Origin of the sequence: Veillonella tobetsuensis, from assembly GCF_002959935.1 — a bacterium.
Taxonomy (GTDB): Bacteria; Bacillota; Negativicutes; order Veillonellales; family Veillonellaceae; genus Veillonella; species Veillonella tobetsuensis.
In genome coordinates, this window is the sequence record NZ_PPDF01000001.1 from 14,984 (window position 1) to 34,866 (window position 19,883).

General features: G+C 37.5%; 19 protein-coding genes and 1 tRNA gene. 15 read left to right on the plus strand and 5 right to left on the minus strand.

Annotated features, from left to right (window positions below; all coding sequences use genetic code 11):
- Positions 1 to 121: 121 nt before the first annotated feature.
- Both VTHSUH11_RS00070 and mmuM read left to right on the plus strand, forming a co-directional pair.
- Positions 122 to 910 carry a basic amino acid ABC transporter substrate-binding protein gene (locus VTHSUH11_RS00070; protein ID WP_059361554.1) on the plus strand — a complete coding sequence of 263 codons (789 nt, stop codon included), beginning with the start codon at positions 122 to 124 and terminating at the stop codon, positions 908 to 910.
- Positions 911 to 918: 8 nt separating this feature from the next.
- Entirely contained in the window at positions 919 to 1,938 is a 1,020-nt protein-coding gene (mmuM, locus tag VTHSUH11_RS00075) for a homocysteine S-methyltransferase (RefSeq protein ID WP_105092197.1), read from the plus strand.
- 169 nt (positions 1,939 to 2,107) lie between these two features.
- On the opposite strand, the gene VTHSUH11_RS00080 is transcribed toward mmuM, so the two are convergent.
- The gene (locus VTHSUH11_RS00080; protein ID WP_105092198.1) at positions 2,108 to 3,262 is read right to left on the minus strand and encodes a tyrosine-type recombinase/integrase; all 1,155 of its coding nucleotides are present in this window, start codon (positions 3,260 to 3,262) and stop codon (positions 2,108 to 2,110) included.
- A gap of 32 nt (positions 3,263 to 3,294) precedes the next feature.
- Positions 3,295 to 3,909: a helix-turn-helix domain-containing protein gene (locus tag VTHSUH11_RS00085; protein WP_105092199.1), complete on the minus strand. Its 615-nt coding sequence runs from the start codon at positions 3,907 to 3,909 to the stop codon at positions 3,295 to 3,297.
- Between the two features lie 161 nt (positions 3,910 to 4,070).
- Between VTHSUH11_RS00085 and VTHSUH11_RS00090 the strand changes: the two genes are divergently transcribed.
- From VTHSUH11_RS00090 to VTHSUH11_RS00120, 7 genes are all read left to right on the plus strand, one after another.
- Entirely contained in the window at positions 4,071 to 4,277 is a 207-nt protein-coding gene (locus tag VTHSUH11_RS00090; RefSeq protein ID WP_105092200.1) for a helix-turn-helix domain-containing protein, read from the plus strand.
- A 267-nt stretch (positions 4,278 to 4,544) separates the two neighbouring features.
- Positions 4,545 to 4,781 carry a hypothetical protein gene (locus tag VTHSUH11_RS00095; protein WP_105092201.1) on the plus strand — a complete coding sequence of 79 codons (237 nt, stop codon included), beginning with the start codon at positions 4,545 to 4,547 and terminating at the stop codon, positions 4,779 to 4,781.
- Between the two features lie 13 nt (positions 4,782 to 4,794).
- Complete coding sequence (locus VTHSUH11_RS00100; RefSeq protein WP_105092202.1) at positions 4,795 to 4,980, plus strand: hypothetical protein; 186 nt, start codon at positions 4,795 to 4,797, stop codon at positions 4,978 to 4,980.
- Entirely contained in the window at positions 4,970 to 5,992 is a 1,023-nt protein-coding gene (locus tag VTHSUH11_RS00105) for a phage NrS-1 polymerase family protein (RefSeq protein ID WP_105092203.1), read from the plus strand. Before VTHSUH11_RS00100 ends, VTHSUH11_RS00105 begins: the two co-directional genes overlap by 11 nt.
- A 12-nt stretch (positions 5,993 to 6,004) precedes the next feature.
- Entirely contained in the window at positions 6,005 to 7,420 is a 1,416-nt protein-coding gene (locus tag VTHSUH11_RS00110; RefSeq protein ID WP_105092204.1) for a DNA primase family protein, read from the plus strand.
- A gap of 361 nt (positions 7,421 to 7,781) precedes the next feature.
- Positions 7,782 to 8,120: a single-stranded DNA-binding protein gene (locus VTHSUH11_RS00115; protein ID WP_105092205.1), complete on the plus strand. Its 339-nt coding sequence runs from the start codon at positions 7,782 to 7,784 to the stop codon at positions 8,118 to 8,120.
- 248 nt (positions 8,121 to 8,368) lie between these two features.
- Positions 8,369 to 8,932 (plus strand): hypothetical protein, encoded by a 564-nt coding sequence (locus tag VTHSUH11_RS00120; RefSeq protein WP_105092206.1) that lies wholly within the window; start codon positions 8,369 to 8,371, stop codon positions 8,930 to 8,932.
- A gap of 1,102 nt (positions 8,933 to 10,034) precedes the next feature.
- Here the strand turns inward: VTHSUH11_RS00120 and VTHSUH11_RS00125 are convergent.
- From VTHSUH11_RS00125 to VTHSUH11_RS00135, 3 genes are all read right to left on the minus strand, one after another.
- Positions 10,035 to 10,125: transfer RNA gene (locus VTHSUH11_RS00125), tRNA-Ser, on the minus strand.
- A gap of 137 nt (positions 10,126 to 10,262) precedes the next feature.
- Complete coding sequence (locus VTHSUH11_RS00130; RefSeq protein ID WP_105092207.1) at positions 10,263 to 11,498, minus strand: FprA family A-type flavoprotein; 1,236 nt, start codon at positions 11,496 to 11,498, stop codon at positions 10,263 to 10,265.
- 222 nt (positions 11,499 to 11,720) lie between these two features.
- Positions 11,721 to 15,464, minus strand: a complete 3,744-nt coding sequence (locus VTHSUH11_RS00135; RefSeq protein ID WP_105092208.1) for a phosphoribosylformylglycinamidine synthase — start codon at positions 15,462 to 15,464, stop codon at positions 11,721 to 11,723.
- A gap of 247 nt (positions 15,465 to 15,711) precedes the next feature.
- Between VTHSUH11_RS00135 and VTHSUH11_RS00140 the strand changes: the two genes are divergently transcribed.
- The 6 genes from VTHSUH11_RS00140 to purC all read left to right on the plus strand — a co-directional run bounded on the left by VTHSUH11_RS00140 (position 15,712) and on the right by purC (position 19,876).
- The gene (locus VTHSUH11_RS00140) at positions 15,712 to 16,617 is read left to right on the plus strand and encodes a LysR family transcriptional regulator (protein WP_059361558.1); all 906 of its coding nucleotides are present in this window, start codon (positions 15,712 to 15,714) and stop codon (positions 16,615 to 16,617) included.
- Between the two features lie 113 nt (positions 16,618 to 16,730).
- The gene (locus VTHSUH11_RS00145; protein WP_105092209.1) at positions 16,731 to 17,306 is read left to right on the plus strand and encodes a xanthine phosphoribosyltransferase; all 576 of its coding nucleotides are present in this window, start codon (positions 16,731 to 16,733) and stop codon (positions 17,304 to 17,306) included.
- Between the two features lie 34 nt (positions 17,307 to 17,340).
- Positions 17,341 to 17,793 (plus strand): hypothetical protein, encoded by a 453-nt coding sequence (locus VTHSUH11_RS00150; protein WP_059361560.1) that lies wholly within the window; start codon positions 17,341 to 17,343, stop codon positions 17,791 to 17,793.
- Between the two features lie 9 nt (positions 17,794 to 17,802).
- Positions 17,803 to 18,243 carry a hypothetical protein gene (locus VTHSUH11_RS00155; protein ID WP_059361561.1) on the plus strand — a complete coding sequence of 147 codons (441 nt, stop codon included), beginning with the start codon at positions 17,803 to 17,805 and terminating at the stop codon, positions 18,241 to 18,243.
- Between the two features lie 388 nt (positions 18,244 to 18,631).
- Positions 18,632 to 19,123 (plus strand): 5-(carboxyamino)imidazole ribonucleotide mutase, encoded by a 492-nt coding sequence (purE, locus tag VTHSUH11_RS00160; RefSeq protein ID WP_105092210.1) that lies wholly within the window; start codon positions 18,632 to 18,634, stop codon positions 19,121 to 19,123.
- A 24-nt stretch (positions 19,124 to 19,147) separates the two neighbouring features.
- On the plus strand, positions 19,148 to 19,876 hold the full coding sequence (gene purC / locus VTHSUH11_RS00165) for a phosphoribosylaminoimidazolesuccinocarboxamide synthase (RefSeq protein WP_105092211.1): 729 nt from the start codon (positions 19,148 to 19,150) through the stop codon (positions 19,874 to 19,876).
- Positions 19,877 to 19,883: the final 7 nt, after the last annotated feature.

Sequence of the window (19,883 nt, forward strand, 5' to 3'; positions counted from 1 at the left end):
TGATACATATATAATACCTCTATGGGTATTATTTTATTATGCTTATTTTATAGGCAAGTTACTTAGAAATAGAATAGAGGGCTCTTTGGATTTTAAAAGAAGTCTTAAAATAAGGTTAGATATGAAACTAAAAAAAATTGCAGCCCTATTAGGGGCTTTTACTATTGCTAGTAGTTTATTTATTGCTGGTTGTGGTAGTGATACAACTCGTAATGATAAGGTATGGCGTGTTGGTACTGATGCCACCTATGCTCCATTTGGATTTAAAGATAAAGATAGCGGAAAGTTGGATGGCTTTGATATCGATATAATTAATGCCGTTGCCAAAGAAGAGGGGATTGAAGCGGATATTCAAAATTTAAACTTTGATGCCCTGTTACCAGCACTACAAAGCAATACAATTGATATTGCAATTTCTGATATGACAATCTCTGAAGATCGCGCTAAATCAGTAGATTTTAGTAATCCCTACTATATAGCAGGTAATGGGCTTGTTGTAAATATTGATAATACTACTATTCATAGCTTTAAGGATCTAGAAGGTAAACGCATCGGTGTTTCTATTGGCTCAACTGGCGCTGAGATTGCTAGCAAAATTCCAAATGCGGATGTACGACAATTTAATATTATTGTTGATGCCTTTTTGGAATTAGAGAATAAAGGCGTAGATGTAGTTATCAATGATACACCGGTAAACGAATATTATGTTAATGGGAAGGGTAAAGGTATCGCAAAGGTCACTGGAGAGGACTATGATGCGGCACCACTTGGTATTGCTGTAAAAAAAGGCAATACAGAATTGTTAAAGAATATTAACGATGGACTCGCAAAGATTAAAGCAAATGGTAAGTATGCAGAGATTTATAAAAAGTGGTTTGGTAAAGAACCACCTGTAGAAGATTTGAAATAGGTGATAGAATGGCTAAACGAAAAGCATTTTTGAAGATTGTAAAGGAAAATGGACCTCTTGTACTAGATGGTGCATTCGGTACAGAATTAGAACGTCATGGATGTAATATTCATGATGAGTTATGGTCGTCTAAGATGCTTATTGAAAATCCAGAAATCATCAAAAAAGTGCACATTTCCTACTTGGCAGCCGGTGCAGATATTATTGAAAGTTCTGGTTATCAAGCAACTGTAGCCGGATTTAAAGCTCATGGGTATGGTACAGAAGAAGCATTAGATTTGGTGAAGTTATCTGTTCGTTTAGCCGTGCAAGCACGTAATGAATTTTTAGAAGCTAAAGCGAATGATGCGCTTACATTGCGTGGCATTACATTAGGTGAACAATTGCCAGATGGCAGTGTCCGTTACTTCTCTGAAGGGGCCTTACCAAAACCATTGGTAGCCGCCTCTGTCGGACCATATGGTGCTTTCTTGGCAGATGGATCGGAATATCGTGGCGACTACGGTGTACAAACGGAATATTTAGAAGTGTTCCATATTCCTCGCATTGCATTATTCTGCGAAGAAAACCCAGATGTGTTAGCCTGTGAAACTGTGCCGTGCTATGATGAGGCCATCGCTATTGCCCGTACCTTGTGTGATCCCCTTACGACAAAAGGCATTCCCGCATGGATTTCCTTTTCCTGCAAAGATGAATATCATATCTCAAGCGGGGAGACCATCATTAAATGCGCTGAAATGATCGAGAAGGTGCGTCAAGTGACGGGCATAGGTATTAACTGTACAGCACCGGAATATGTAGAATCCTTGATTAAAGATATTAGATCTGTCACAAATAAGCCAATTGCTGTATATCCAAATCTTGGTGAAACCTATGATGGAGATACTAAAACGTGGTCAGGCGGACAACAAAGCTTCATTGATTATATTGATATATGGCGCAAAGCTGGTGCGAATATAATCGGTGGATGTTGCCGAACAAATCCTGATATCATTCAAGAAGTAGCAAAACAAATACATGTAAAATAAATGAGAGGGACTGTTTTTGTACAGTCCCTTTTTATAAACAAAAAAAGAAGGTTATCAATTAGATAACCTTCTTTTATGTGGCGGAGAGACAATAAATAGGGTTAATAATTAGCGTAATTACTGCATTTGTGAGTGCTAGTATTCACAAAGGGGCAGTAAGGGGGCAGTCTTAACTATTACGGCTATTTAATTTCTCTATGATATCATCTTTCATTTGTTGCGTTACATGTGTATAAATGCTTAACGTAGTAGCAGGGTCATTGTGGCCAACACGTTGCATGATAGCCTTTAACGGTATACCTAACTCGGCCAATATACTAATATGAGTATGTCTAAAAATATGTGTTGTCAGGTGTTTACCCTCTATGTGTACCTGCTTTAATAGCTTATTGATATATTGCATGTCATAGGGGTTGCCACGTTTCGCCGTAAATATATAGCCGTGTTCCTCATAACCCTTAAACCATAAAGATTGACGTTTGTTATCCGTCATGATTGTACTTAGAATTTTAACGCATCTATTATCTAGGGTTACATCTCTAACCGAATATATATTTTTAGGCGTTCCCCGCTTTATATCGCTACCATTTTTATAATAGTACTGTAATGTACCATTTATATTTATGGTGGCTTTTTCTTTGTCATAATCACAATACCGCAATGCCAATAGTTCCCCTATGCGTAAACCTGTTAAACTCATAAATTCGATAAGCAGGGCTATTCTAGGCGAGATCTTTGTGAGTTGAGAGAGTACGCTTTTAAGCTCGCCCGCATCAAGGAATTTATTTTGTTTTTTTGCTATATCAGTATGGCTAAAAGGCTTTTTCTTTATGGTGATATCCTCTATTTCATGAATATCTTTAATAAGCCGTCTACGTTTAGCATGCTTAAATATAGCCCTTGTGATTGTGAGTAATGATTTAGCATATTGATAAGATAGTTCCTCTTTGTAGTACACGCTATAGGCCATGTTTTCAATCATGATAGGTGTTACTTTCACAATAGGGGTAGTCGTATCAATGTAGGTAAATATCTTTTTAATATATAGCTTGTGATGTAAATGAGTAGATATCTTTACAGTAGGTTCGGTATGCTCAAGCCATAATTGAGCCACCTCGTACATCGTGATATTAGGATCTAAATGTAATTGCTTGATTACATCTTTAATTTTGTTTTGTAGTTCTATGCTTGCCTGCTTGCGTGCATAGGCGCTATTACTGTTTAGCGTTATGGATACCTTGCGTGTATCACCATTCGGTAACTCGTACCGCTCACAATACTTATAGCGTGTACCCTTGCTATTTGTGAGTGTTTCTACCCACATAATGAACCGCCTTTCTATGTTGGCGGAAAATTTTATAAATTAAATATAACGCTTGGCTTTTCAAATATAGGATATATATCATTCCCCATATTTAATAGTCCTAATTCGTTTACTGGTGTATTATCCAGTAGCTCCTTTACTTTTGTTCCGATTGTTGTAGCTAGCTGAATTTCTAATTCTCTAGGCAATTCGCCATAATCAAACACAAAGAAAGCGTAATTATCGTCACTCTCTAGCGGTGTAACATCTATATTTAAATAGTTCTTCGTTGTACTCATGGTTAGAGTACTCTCTAAACTATATTTTTTATTTTTAGTCTCAATATTTAAATACATAGTACCGTTTAGTCTTGATTTGTTTACTATTGGTAGTTGGTTCTCTATATTTAAAGAACTTGAATAGTCTTCCTTAAGAATTTCAATATCAGTAATAGAAACAGTTATATCTATAGGGGCATAAATAAATAGTTCGCCAGGCGTAATATCTAAATATCTACAAAGAGTATTTATTGTTTCTAATTGGATACCTTTTGGGTCTCCTGTTGCGAGTGTGGTTAGTGTTGACCTACTAATACCAGTATCATTATATACCTTTGAGATTTTTAAATTATTTTCCGCTAGTTTTACATTTAAATTGCTTTTTATCATATAATCACCTCATTTATATTGTAGCGATAATACTACAAAAAAGCAATAAAAAGTAAAAAATATATTGACTAAAGAAAAAAATAGGTTTAATATAAAATAAAGTTGTAGTAATATCACTACATAATAGAATTTAAAATAATAAAAAGGAGTGAAATCGGTACATGAAATTCAAAGTAAACATAAAGGCGTTAGAGAATGCATTATTAGAAAATGGTGCATCCTATAAAATATTGCAAGAGCGTACAGGGCTTTCAAGCAAGACTATTTTTAAGGTGTATCATGGCAAGCCTGTTGTACCGTCAACATGTGTAAAGGTTGCTGATGCGTTAGGTATACATGCGTCAGACCTATTTGAAAGAGCTGACTAATAATAGACCTTGTGAGCAATGTAGTTCATAGTTATTTACAATCAATCATGATCATATAATCACACTCAACTGACTATAGATACATTACTCACAGGGGCAATCTTTACAATTCGCCATATATTAATAGGGAAACATCAAAATTGATGCGAATGCGGTAAGCGTTAGCATACGTCTAAATGATGTTAGGTGAATCTATCATGGCGATACCTAAAACGCCCGTACAGGCGAAATAAATGAATTGTTTTTCTTCGGAAAGGATAAAATTTTATGGAAAAGGTTAATGTACAAAATAAATTTGATGTAACGCCCATTATGGTACAGCCTAAACAGCTGACTATATTATTTAATCTATCTCGTACAGTAGTTGGGAAATTTATTAATGAAATGTTGTTAGATGAAAATTTTAGGGATGCAGTAACACGCATTAGCCATAATCTAACTCTTGTGAATGTAGAGTTATTTATGGAGCATCTAAAGTCTAAAGACATGGCGAATTTTAAATAGGGAGGTAAAAAATATGCTTAATGGAAAATTTACGACTGAGGAATACCACGAGTTGGGATCGTTTGCCGCATATCAAATTGATAAATTCGAAAAGGGGGAAATTGATGTATATACTTTAGTGGCCATAATAACACTAAATGCATTTGATAAGGGATGCCAGTCTTTACCAGTCTTTAGAGGTGTAGCACATGGAAAATAAGCAAAATAAAAACGCCCATGATGCGGGTAACATCATGAGCGCAACTAAGCAAGGAATACCTAGCCACTCACAAGGCGATACGGTAGACCTTTGTCATTATTATAATATACCGCTTGAAATGCGTAAATACTGTAATTGGCTTGTGAGAAAAGGCAAGATACCATACAGCCCGATAACGCATAAGCAGGGAAATAGCCAAAGCGTATGCGGTACATTTAAGCAAGCTATGGATGCACTCAAAACGGGGCAATATGACGGGCTAGGATTTCATTTTGACGGTACGCCCTTTACAGGGATAGACCTAGATTATCATGTAGAAAATGGTGCGCTTGATGAGTTGGCCATGCAGGTATTTATTGAATGCGCATCGTATACAGAGTACAGCCCCTCGGGTACAGGGTTACATATCATTGTGAAAGGTGATACCCATCAGAGTGTTAAAAATAGCCTTCTAGGGTTTGAGATGTACTCACAAGGGCGATACTTTACCATGACAGGGAACAGAGTGCAGGGCGTGGCAGATTGTGAGTATATTCCATATCGACAAGATGCTATACAAACGCTATTCGATACCTTTTCAATTCATAATGTAGATGATGGCCAAAGCGATGCAGGCGAGGTAATGAATGGTATAAGTCTAGAGCCTGTATATTTAGAAATAGAATTATTACCGCTTATTACCCGCATCAAGAACAGTAGGCAAGGCGAAAAATTCACAAGGCTATTTGATGATGGAGACCTTTCCGACTATGGGGGAGATGCGTCACGAGCTGATGCGGGGTTACTTTTTATATTATGGTATTGGTGCAGGGGTGATGCTCAAAAGATGCATGATATATTTTGTCTTTCAGCCTTAGCGAAACGAGATAAATGGCAATACGGAAATACTGGCTATAACCCTATGTATTACAGAGTACTCACAATTAGGCGAGTTATAGCAAAGCAAGAATATATACGTAAAAAAGAGGATGAGGCCTTTGAACAGGCTTTTGTAAATAGCTTTTATGATTAAAGGGGCGTTTATATGAATAAAGTAGATACACGGTATTTTACAGATGATAACGGGACAATACAGACCTCTAAATTAGGACGGCTGATTATAGAACGGCGAAACATCGTACACATTAAATCAACACCCACTATGAATAATATTGATGCACTTTCTACGCCTTTATATGGATATAATGCAAAATATGGCGTATATGAGGGGCTAACCACAAGGGGAAAAACCCCACTAGAAAAAATTATTTATGACTATGTAAGCGATTTGGAAATATCCTCTAGTAAGATGAACGATACTATTCGTTATATCAATGCTAACGCTAATGTATTGCCATTTATTGATACCAATATCATTGCATTTAGAAATACGCTGTATGATGTGGAACATGATGCGGTACTAGAGAAAGATCCTAGCATAGTTACCATTACACGTATGACAAACGTTGAATATAATTCCGATATAGTAGAGCATGAACAGCTTGATACATTTATGTGTAATCTATTCGGTGGACAAGAAGATGATGCGGACATGATGCGGTTTATATACGAGGTTATAGGCTATTGCCTTGTAAATAATACATTTGCTCAAAAGTTTTTTATCTTATATGGAGAGGGTGGCAATGGAAAAAGCAAGTTTCTAGATTTAATTACAAGCCTACTAACCGAGGTAAATGTATCTACTATTGCATTAATAGATATAGACGGGAGCAAGTTCCGACTGGCTGAAATCATGGGAAAGTTTGCGAATATCGGCGATGATATAAACAGTACATCAATTCTAAATACAGCAAATATCAAGAAAATTGTAACAGGTGATGCCGTTATGATTGAGCGTAAAGGATGTACCCCATACAGTTATAAACCGCATGCAAAACTATTTTTTAGTTGTAACTCTATCCCTCGCATTTACGATACATCAACAGGGATGAAGGATAGACTTGTAATCATTCCTATGACTAACCGTATTAGAAATACACCCAAAGAAATAACGAATGTTGTAGAGAAAATCGTGAATAGTGGTGGTTTAACGGTATTACTTAATAGAGCATTAGAGGGATTACGGCGGTTACGCTCACAAGGTGCATTTACAGAACCGCCTAGAATAGTTACGCTCACAAAGTCATACCTAACAGATAATGACCAGGTAGCTCAATTCTTAGAGGATATTGAAAATGGAGAAGTACAAAAAACCCCTGTATATGGTTCTACATTGGGATATGATGCGGAAATTAATATATTACAATCTACAAAAGACGTATTTGCTAGAGATTTGTATTTAATATATCAGAATTGGGCTAAGGAAAGCAGGTATAAGCCATTAGGCAAACACGAATTTGGTAAGCGTATGAAAGCATTAGGCTATACGAATACTAAAAATATTAGGGGAATGGCTAGCACAGAACCATATAAAGCGTGGCAACTTGTGACCGAAAAATAGCCGTTGTGACCGAGATGTAACTAATTTTGTAACAAAAAAAATACTCACAAAGCTTTTATTTATCTGCATGTGCCTTTTGTGACCTATTTTCTATAATTAATTAAAATAAATAAATAAATATATATATAAGAAATGAGTTGAAAAAACAGGTCACATCAGTCACAAGGCTGTCATAAAGTATGCATGTGCTAACACATGTTATCAGAGAGCATGTAAAAATGTAACAAAATAAGCCCTATGAATTAGTAATAAAAAGGGTATAAGTACCATTTTGGTACTCGAGATACTACATACAGAGCATTGTGAGTGTTAGAAATAAGCTATAATTTACCATTCCGCCTATGCGGGCGAAGTGGTACTTGTGAATAATGTCAATCTATTGGGAAATTTAACCAAAGATCCCGATGTACGTTATACGAAAACAGGCAGGGCAGTAGCTACATTTACACTAGCCTGCACTAATACATATATTGATAGTGCTACCGATGAAACAAAGGAACAAACTGCCTTTATTAATTGTGTAGCATGGGGAAAGCTAGGCGAAAGCGTTGGGAATTTGCGAAAAGGTAGCCCTTGCTTTGTGAATGGCCGTTTACAAACACGATCATATAAAACTAAAGAGGGAGATAATAAATACATCACCGAGGTTATAACTAATTTTGTAGGCGAAACATTGAACACTAAAGACCATTCGTTTTAATAGCGGGGGTATGAATTAAGCAGGTTGCAACTCGGACAAAAAAGTCCAAGTTTTGTATGAACCCGCTCAAAATAGAGCGAGTTAAAGAGGGGGCTGTATGAACTCACAAGAGTATCAGGCGTGATACAATGGCTTTATAATGGTAAAAGGTACTGTAAAGAATAAATAATGCCGATGGTCGGGCAGGCGCAATGCTTGCCTCTTTGTGAAATATATTTTTGGGTTGAATGTTGAATGTGAGGGGCTGTATGAACGCACAAGAATATAGGGCGTATCGCGAGGAGCAAGCGTATAAGAAAAAACAAAACCGTCAAAGCATACGGAAAAACGCCCCTATGAGCGATATTTGTGTAACCCATAGTATGATTAGACCTAAAGCAAAAGAAAACCCCTCTAAGGGGCTAATAAGAGCCACCTTAAAAGGGTATAGTAATCTTAATATAGAAATTGAAAAACTAAGAGCTATTATTCACAATTACAAAGCTCATGCAGGCGTGGCCATATACGGCAATACAGCAATACACACAAGTACTAAAAGAGATCTATCTGATACGCTTGCAAAAGTAGAGGATAATAAACGTAAATTTGCTAGATTGGTATTTATGGAGCGGTGGCTTGAAAATGCTTTATATGGGTTACATGGTTTACGAGCTGAATACATTATATATATAATAGAGGTGTATCTACGAGGTAAGAAAGAACCCGAACGGCGGAAAGTTGCCCGCATCATTGAGGCAATTTATGAAAAAGGGTTAGAGTTGCCCACGATAGAGCAGGCTCAAATAGTAATAAATGAGAATGGCAAGGAATAACACACGTTATCATACAATAGATATTGAGAACGTAAAACACTTTACAATTTTATTACTAGGATGTAATATAATATATGACTAAAGAAAGAAATAATTTGCATTGCTTAACGCAAAAGAAAAAAGACGGTACTGCGAATACCGTCTTTTTTATATGTGCTAGTTACTTGCTGAAGTATCTATCTAGCCACTTGCAAATGTAGTGACAAGTTACACCTGCTATGATAGATACTATTAAAGAAAGAAATAATTCTAGCAACGCCTAACCCCCTTTCTGTTACCAGTCTAGGGAAGTAACACCCATAGTATAACATATGCCCCTCTACCTTTATATGGTACAGGGGGCTTTTTATGCCCTTGTGAGTGATGCGGGGTAAGAGTGCAATTCGTACCCTTATAAGGGGGTCGCTTTAACTGGACAGCGTTATATATGTTGACAATAGTTGACATTATTTCTTTAGAGTTGAGTTGTTTTGCTGATGTCATGGAAGTAGTAAAAATGCGGTTCTTTCCGAATTTGTTGACGTCAACAAATGCACATATTAGGGATAATTGCTAAGGAATGATAAGGTTATTATGGTTAATAAAAGTTAATGGTATGTTTATATAGTGATTTAACACATGATGACATATGATGACAAATAAAAGCTATGAATTAGATCAAGTATTTTTATCTGACATGGCAATTTACCACCCTATGATGTTGACATATCCAAACATAAAAAAAGGGCGGTACAGCCTACCCCGTTATATGGTGATACGGTAAAAATTGAAACAACATCATAGAGATAGGGTACTAGTCTTTATATAAGCATTTAGCCAATGCATCCGTTATTTTAACTATGTTCTAGTATGCAAAAGGCCCCCTTAATGCAATTTGTATGCATACAGGGGGCAAGAGGGGATTATATGAGGTTAAATAGTTGTAGTTATAATCAATGTTTTATAGTTTTTTTGCCACCTCTAAAAAAGGGGCGGTAAAGGGGCAGAATAGGTAAATTATGACGATGTCATGCGATATCTAGGAATATCAATAAAGCAGATAAACCCTAATAAAAAAGCCCCTACGATAGCATACGCAATCATAGGGAATCTCTTAAAAAAATGGCGGAGAGACAGGGATTTGAACCCTGGGTACGGGATAACCGCACACATGATTTCCAATCATGCTCCTTCAGCCGCTCGGACACCTCTCCATGTATTCTGTTGTGTAACAGGTACTTGTATAGTATATGAAAAAGTTAGATTTATGTCAAGAAAAAAATAGGAAAATTATAGTAGTTTCATAAGAGTTTTAAAAAGCCGTCCCGAAGGACGGCTTTTGGTATGTATATTATAATACTTCTTTAATTTCTGCTGCATCGATGGATGCTTTGATATCGTCTGCCATTTTTTCAATCAATGGGATATCTTCTTCTTTCAAAGAGGATTTGATATCAAGAGGTTGGGATACGATTTCAATGTCTTTGAAGTCGTTTTCGAAGTGAGCCACCATAGTTTTCATAGCAGCAGAAGCCCAGGAATGGTTACCGATGATGGATACCTTATGATTTTGGAAGTTAAGTGCTTTTAACTCGTGAATAAAGTTTTCCATAGTAAGGTATAGGTTCAAGTTATAAGTTGGTGCAATTGTTACCAAGTTTGTATATTTCCAAGCATCAGCGATGATGTAGGAAGCATTCGTTTTGGAAACATCGTAGATTTTAATATCTGTAACACCCCGTTTAGACAATTGTTTAGCCAATTGTTGAGCGATGTCACGAGTGTTGCCATACATGGAACCGAAGGCGATAACAACACCTTTTTTCTCAGCTGTGTAGCTGGACCAGTGTAAGTATTTGTGCAAGATATATTCAATCGTTTCAGGTGTACGCCAGATTGGACCATGAAGTGGAGCAATGCGTTTGATTTCAAGACCGGAAACCTTGCGAATTGCATTTTGTACTTGAGGACCGTATTTACCAACGATGTTTGTGTAGTAACGACGAGCTTCATCTTCATAGGTTGCTACGAAATCAGTTTGGTCAGCAAAGATGTTGCCATTGATTGTACCAAATGTACCAAATGCATCAGCAGAGAACAATGTACCTGTAGATTTTTCATAGGTACAAGTTACTTCTGGCCAGTGAACCATAGGCATTGTGTAGGATACAAGAGTATGTTTACCTAAGCAAATTTCGTCGCCTTCTTTTACTGTGTAATATTGATCAGGCTTTGGTGTGCGGTAGAATTGTTCGAACATGCGGAATGTTGTTGCATTACCAACCATTTTACAATTTGGATAGCGTTCCAATGTTTCTAACAATGTTTGACAGTGGTCAGGTTCCATATGGTTTACGATGATGTAATCAAGATCACGACCATTTAAAAGGTGGGATAAGTTGTCAAAGTATTCTTCGCGAATTTCTGCATCAACAGAGTCTACAACGCAAGTTTTTTCATCATCGATGAAATAGCTATTGTAGCTTACACCATTTGGAATAGGGAATAAGTTTTCAAAACGTTCAGTTGTCCAGTCATTACTACCAATCCAGTAGATATTATGGGTCATTTTTTGAGCACAATGCATAGTAATATCCTTTCCTTACACATATGTATATACATAACTAACTTCATCCATGTGATGACGGTTTAATTAATTATATTGACATCTTATAATACATTTTTTTTCGAAAAAAATCAATATATCGATATATGTCAATGTGTTATAACTGTGATAACTTTCACATATTAGAATGTGTATTGTGAAAGTTTGTAAATATAGCCCATTCCGAAGAATGGGCCATATAGATTATTTAAAGTATTTTACGCCGGATGTGAAGATTGGCATTTCTAGGTTGCCTGGAATATTTTTACTAATATCTGCACCACAACGTTCGGAGTGCGCCATTTTACCAAATACACGCCCATCTGGACTATAAATGCCTTCGATTGCAGCTACGGATTGGTTTGGATTGAATCGACCGTCCATGGATGCAATGCCGTCAAAATCGACGTATTGTGTAGCGATTTGACCAGTTTTATTGAATTCCAATACTTGTTGAGGTGATGCGATAAAGCGACCTTCCCCATGAGAAATAGGGACAGTATAGATTTCACCAGCCTTAGCCTCGCACATCCAAGGTGATTTTGTGGAAATAACCTTGGTGTTAACCATACGGGATAAATGACGACCGATAGTATTGTATGTCAACGTAGGGTGATCTTCAGTTAATGTTTCGATGTGACCACCAGGTAAAAGACCTAATTTAATCAATGCTTGGAAACCATTACAGATACCAAGAATGAGACCGTCTTGTTTGTAGAGAAGGTTTTCAAGGCCTTCTGCAAGATATGGATTGCGGAATAGGGTAGCCATGAATTTACCGGAACCTTCAGGCTCGTCACCGCCACTAAAACCACCAGGGAACATAAGAATTTGAGACTCTGCTAATTTAGCTTTGATTACATCAATCGACTCTTTTAATTGTTCCGGTGTTTGGTTACGAATGAGTACAATATCTGCTACCGCGCCAGCACGTTCAAAGGCACGAGCGGAATCGAATTCACAATTAGTACCTGGGAATACAGGAATAAGAACCTTTGGTTTTGCACCTAAGGATGTACTGCGAGGCTTTGTGTGTTGATCATGGATATAGGCTACAGCTTCACCAACGCCAGATTTTGCTTGTAATGGGAAGATATCGGCTAATGGTTTTTCATAGGCTTGCTCTACTTCTGCAAGTGTTACAGATTGATCATTCCATTCGATAACAGGTGTATCTTGAGTAACAGCAATAACACGTACATCAGATAACTCAAGCAGATGGTTAACCGCTGTAATGTCTACCTCTACGATGAAAGAGCCAAGAGCAGGTTGGAAAATTGCACGTTCCGCATATTTGTCAAATTTAACGCCAATCTTATTACCAAGCGCCATTTTTGTAATCGCTTCAGGAATGCCACCTTCGTCGATGACATACGCAGAGTACACGCGACCTTTTTCAATTTGTTCTTGTAAAATATCGCAGTTTTCTTTGAAGTGATCCCAATCAGGCGTGTCATTGTATGTACGAGGTACATCAAAGTATACGAGACGATGGTTAGGACCTTTCAAATCTTGGCTTACGATATTCTTAACAGGTGCTGTTACAGCTGCAAAGGAAACGAGGGTAGGAGGTACAGTTAAATCCATAAATGTACCACTCATGGAATCCTTGCCACCAATGGCACCGATTTCAAGCTCTTTTTGCGCTTTGTATGCACCGAGCAGAGCTGCTACTGGTTTGCCCCAAGATTCTTTAGAGTGTAAACGTTCAAAGTATTCTTGCAATGTTAAGTATGCATCTTGACGGCGACCACCAAGTGCTACAAGTTTCGCAACAGATAAAAGTACTGCGTATTGTGCGCCATGATATGGGCTCCAAGCGGATAATTCAGGTACAAAGCCATGAGTCATAATGCTAGCTGTTGTCGTTTCACCATGAAGGACAGGTAATTTAGCAACCATGCCTTGTGTAGGTGTTTTTTGATATTTACCACCAAATGGCATGAGCACTGTGTTAGCACCAACGGTGCTATCAAAACGCTCTGCTAAACCTTGTTGAGAAGCAGTATTTAATGTAGATATAGCATTGAGCCATTGTTCCTTAAAGTTGTCGGCACTTGCAGAGCCACGACGGAAATAGGACTTGTCTGCTGGTGCAGTAACAATAGCTTCTTTTTGTTGGCTAGCGCCATTCGTATTTAAGAAATCACGGCTAATATTTACGATTGTATCGCCACGCCATGTCATGATAAGGCGATTAGTATCGGTTACATCGGCCACTATAGTACATTCAAGATTTTCCTCGTCGCAATATTTCATGAACGCATCTACATCATTTGGTGCAATCACACAAGCCATACGTTCTTGGGATTCGGAAATAGCGAGTTCTGTACCATCAAGACCGTCGTATTTTTTAGGTACTAAGTCAAGGTTGATGGTAACGCCATCTGTTAGTTCACCGATGGCTACGGAGACACCACCAGCACCGAAATCGTTACAACGTTTGATGAGTGTCGTTACTTCAGGGCGACGGAATAGACGCTGTATTTTACGCTCGGTAAGGGCGTTGCCTTTTTGGACCTCTGCACCACATGTAGCGAGAGATTCTAAGGTATGTTCTTTAGAGGAACCCGTAGCACCGCCACAACCGTCACGACCTGTTTTACCACCTAATAATACGATGATATCACCTGGTGTCGGTACTTCACGACGCACTTGCTTGCGAGGCGCAGCACCAATAACGGCACCAATTTCCATGCGTTTTGCTACATAGCCAGGGTGATAGTATTCTTTTACTTCACCAGTGGCAAGACCAATTTGATTACCATAAGAGGAATAGCCACGAGCTGCATCGACAGTGATTTTCTTTTGCGGTAATTTACCTTCTAGCGTATCTGCCAAAGGTGTGCGAGGATTACCGCTACCAGTAATACGCATTGCTTGATATACATAAGAACGGCCACTTAATGGATCGCGGATACAACCACCAAGGCACGTAGCAGCGCCACCAAACGGTTCAATCTCTGTTGGGTGATTATGTGTTTCGTTTTTAAATAGCAAGAGCCATTCTTCTTCTTTGCCGTCTACATCGACAGGGACGATTATGGTACATGCATTGATTTCTTCTGATTCATCAAGATTAGTAAGACCTCCTGCATGACGCAATTCTTTTACAGCTAATGTCGCCATATCCATAAGAGAACGAGCTTTTACCTTTGTTGTATATAATAAATTACGACCTTCTGTGTACTCTTCAAGAGCTTCCTTGATTGGTTCTGTGAAACGGCTATCTTCGATAGTGATATCTGTTAACTCTGTCATAAATGTAGTATGACGGCAATGGTCGGACCAGTATGTATCGAATAGACGGATTTCTGTAATCGTTGGATTACGTTTTTCCACATTCTTATATTGTTCTTGAATTAATTGGATATCCGCCAATGTCATAGCGAGTCCGTATTCGCTAATCATATGTTGTAGATCATCCTCGGTCATTTCCGTAAAACCATTGATGATAGCTACATCTTTAGGCTCTTCTAGGTTAAGTGCCAATGTATCTGGCAGTTCGAGACTGGCCTCTCTAGAATCTACAGGGTTAATGTAATATTGTTTGATGGCAGCTGTTTCTTCTTCCGTGAAAGTACCTTCGATGATGAATACTCGGGCACAGCGAACAGTATGACCTGTTGTAAGAGTGAGCATAGAAATGCATTGTTCTGCACTATCAGCACGTTGGTCATATTGGCCAGGTACATATTCGATAGCAAAGACAAAAGCATTTTCAGGAATATCTAATGTTTCTGCTACTAGATCAACAGGTGGTTCAGAAAAAATTAAATGTTTAGCATTTTGTAATGCTTGTTCGCTAAGATTTTCTACATCGTAGCGTTCGTAGATTTGCACGGCTGTTGCTGGTACATGTAATTCTTGCTGTAATGTAGCTAATACATGTGCTGCTTCATTAGCAAAAGCATCACGTTTTCTTACAAATAGTCGTTGAATAGCCATATAGCCTCCTGTAATATGCAGAATAAATATGTTCTGGTGTTGACAAGATAAGTATAGTCGGTCTAGACTTATAAGTAAAGATAATCTTACTTATATAAAGATTAACGCTACTTATAAATATGAAGTTTTCATGAAGGTCATAAGACCAAAATTTCATGAACTATGACAATATTACCTTGTCCTTATGAAAAGTAGAATATCAATATAATTATTACTATAGTATTAGTATATAACAGAGGAGGATAAAATGGCAGTATCAGCAGATCTATATAGATCATTTTTAGGAGTTGGGTTGTATTTGTCATTTTCTCGTGCTGCAAAAGAGCTAGGTGTTTCGCAGTCCGCAATCAGTCAAAGTATCAAACAATTGGAAGGGGAATTAAAAATGCCTCTTTTTGTGCGCACCACAAAATCAGTAGCGTTTACACCTGAAGGAAAAGAATTATTTGATACTGTAGCAAAGGCTTTTTCAATTTTGGATAATGGTATTACTCAATTGCAAGAACGGGTAAATCAGGCTTATGAAAGTCTGAATATTGCAGCGACAGATACGCTATGCCGTCATTTCTTACTACCGTACTTTCACAAATGGCAATTACAAGAAAATCAAATCGGCTTGCATATCATAAACAGACCGTCCCCAGATTGTGTGGAAATGGTCATTAATAAAGAAGTGCAGTTAGCTGTAGTTAATGACTACGAAGGTTTGCGTAGCAATACACAATTAGAAGTTACTACCTTGGCGAGCATTCAAGATATCTTTGTGGGCGGTCATGAATATAAAGGGGCAGGTTTCTTTGATCAAGGACGTTTGCTTAGCGAGCCGATGTTGTTGTTACAAAAAGGAACTGCTAGTCGTACCTTCTTTGATGAAGTAACACATGGCGCATGTAGCAAGCCGCGTTTTGAATTGAGCAGTGTCGATGTTCTCCTCGACTTGGTGGAAATCAACATGGGGATTGCGATGTTACCAAGTAATGTGGTACAAGAAAAAATGCAGGAAGGTTCTGTGGTGAAAATCGACACAGACATTCCGGTACCAACACGAGACATTGTTCTTGTTCGCTCTCGTCTCGTACCTCAATCAGAAGGGGCTGCTAGATTTACGAATTTATTGGTCAATCGCGAAGATAAACGAGATAAAATCTTATAATTATGAAAGAAAAACACACTTTACTCTTTTTTTAGATAAAGTGTGTTTTTTTGTTGACCCTAAGTGATGATTTACGTTAAAATTTAAAGATAGTTATGCGGAGGTAAAACGAAATGGAATTATTAAAACAACGCATTCGTGAAGAAGGTATTGTCTTAAACAATCGTGTATTAAAAGTTGATGGTTTTTTGAACCATCAAATCGATCCACAATTATTTAAAGCCATTGGCAAAGAAATTGCTGATCGCTATCGCGATGCTGGTGTACAACGTATTGTTACCATCGAAGCATCTGGTATTGCCTTGGCATTGATGGCCGCTCTTGAACTAGATGTGCCATTGGTATTTGCCCGTAAGAAAAAATCAATTCTTATGGTCGATGACGTATATCATTCTGTTGTATATTCTTATACAAAAGAAGAAAACTACGATATTACAATTTCTAAAAAATTCTTGCCAGCAGGCGAAAAAGTTTTGATTATCGATGATTTCTTAGCATCTGGTGAAGCGGCTATGGGGCTTGCAAAGCTTGTAAAGGATGCAGGCGATGAAGTAGTTGGTATGGCAATTGCTATTGAAAAATCATTCCAACCAGGTCGTGAGCGTTTAGAAAATGCAGGCTTCCGTGTGGAATCCTTGGTACGTATCAAAGAATTTAAAGATAATGAATGTATTTTTTTAGAAGACTAATATCAAAGGATTCTTTGGGAGAGAGGTAAAGCTAATGAATAGTAAAGCTGAGAAATTTGATGTACTTGTAGCTGATATAGAGCAAACAGGTAATAAATGGTTTACAAAAGAAGTTATTGAAGGCGATGAATATGGTACGGTTGTATATCATGGTCGTTTAGAAATTCATGGTAATTCCTTACCTGTATTTATCGTGTTAGATAACTCTGTGTTCTCCTACATTCGCGTTGCCATTACAACTACAAGCATTACAGCTGCGGCAATTAAAAAAGTATTGCCAAAATTGAATGAACTTAATCAACAATATAAAGTAACAAAATATTATGTCAACGATGAAGACAGCAATATTTATGCGGATATTTCTGTGCCAACTACAGATGATACTTTTGAACCAGCTGTATTGGTTAATCTCATGTTAGAGGTCATCAAACCTCACTTAGATGAAGTGCATCCAGATCTTTTGAAAATCGTTGGACAAGCAAAATAAGAGGTAATTATGAATCCTAAAGCATTAGCTTTTGACAAATTTATGAAGGCGGAAGAAATTACGGCTTTTGAACGTAAAGATTTTGAGGATGAAGATGGTACAGTTGTGTATCGTTCCTATATAAAATCACCACTTTGGGATATGCCGTTGTTCGTAATTTTAGATAATAGTATTTACAGTGTGATTCGTCTAGTTCTTGGACCTGAAAAGGTAACTGCACAGAATATGGCGGCTATCAATGCGTTGATTAATCGCGAAAATGCAACGTATAAAAACTATAAATTCTATATTGACGAACAAGACTCTACATTGTATTTAGACTGCGTTTATATGTGTGCAAATGATGAGTTTATACCAGAATTGATGTACGCATTAATGACATCTATTGTGGATTATATTCCTCAGTCTGTGGGCGATCTAAAAAATGCTTTTGAAAGCAATATACAATAAAATATAATACTCTGATTCTCTAATGAGCTCATGTTGAGCCTTGAGAACTATACTGAAAGAGACTCTATACTGCTGTATGGGGTCTCTTTTTTGAATCAAGGACGATTCGTATATAATAATTATTATTCGTAATATACTGTTCGATTGTAAAATATATTAAAGTATTATTCGGAATATATCGAACAATAATAAAAACTAATATAAATATTATTCGAAAAATGATTGACCAATAGAATTTGGTCTGCTACAATTTAATTACAGATAAGGAGGCGTTATCATGAACAAATATATTAACCTAACATTCGTTAATACTATGACTGTTTCTGCTAACGCTATCAGTGTGTAAACTCGGCTATTTAAGGTCGAGTTTTTTTGTTGAGGAGGAACAATGAAGGTTGGCATTATTATGGGCAGTAAATCTGACCTAGAGACGATGAAAAAAGCATCTGCTATATTAGATGAATTCAATATTCCTTATGAAATGGTGATCGCTTCTGCGCATCGTACACCAGAGGCTGTTAAGTCCTTTGTGGAGCGTCTAGAATCAGAAGGAGCAATCGCCTTTATCGCTGGTGCTGGTGCGGCAGCTCACCTGCCGGGCGTAGTGGCAAGCTTTACTACGGTACCGGTTATTGGTATCCCTCTTAATGCAACCGCATTAAAAGGCATAGATTCCCTTTTGGCAATTGTACAAATGCCGTCTGGTATGCCGGTAGCTACGATGGCTGTAGATGGTGCTAAAAATGCAGCACTATTTGCAGTACAAATCGGTGCTACTTTCAACAAGGAACTAAAAGAAAAATATGTTGCCTATCGCAAAGATATGGCTGACAAGGTTTTAGCAGATAATGCTGCATTACAAGCAGAGTTAAATAATTAATTATTACATAGGAGGATTACTATCATGGCTAATATCGATTTGGAAAAATTAACACTTTTATACGAAGGCAAAGCAAAACAAGTGTATCAAACAGATGACAAGGAAACATATATTGTTCACTACAAAGATGATGCTACTGCATTTAATGGTGAAAAACATGATACTATCCTTGGTAAAGGCGTATTGAATAATAAAATTTCCTCATTCTTCTTTGAATTATTGAAAAAAGAAGGCATTCCAACACATTTCGTTCGTCGTGAAGATGACCGTAACCAAACAGTATTGACGTTGAACATTGTTCCTCTAGAAGTTATCGTTCGTAATATTGCTGCTGGTTCTATGGCTAAACGTTTTGGCATTGAAGAAGGTACGCCTCTTAAACACCCAATTCTTGAGTTCTGCTACAAAAACGATGAATTAGGCGATCCATTTGCTAATGAATCCCAAATCACAGCTCTTGGTTGGGCTACACAAGAACAATTGGATACAATTTCCGAAATTACTATGAAGGTTAACGATATCCTTAAAAACTTCTTGGCTACTAAGAATGTAACATTAGTCGATTTTAAACTTGAATTTGGTACACATAATGGAGAAGTATTGCTTGGTGACGAAATTTCTCCTGATACATGCCGTTTCTGGGATGCAACAACAGGTGAAAAACTCGACAAAGACCGTTTCCGTCGCGACCTTGGCAATATCGAAGAGGCTTATAAAGAAATGTTATTCCGCTTAACAGGCGAACGTGCATAACCTGGGG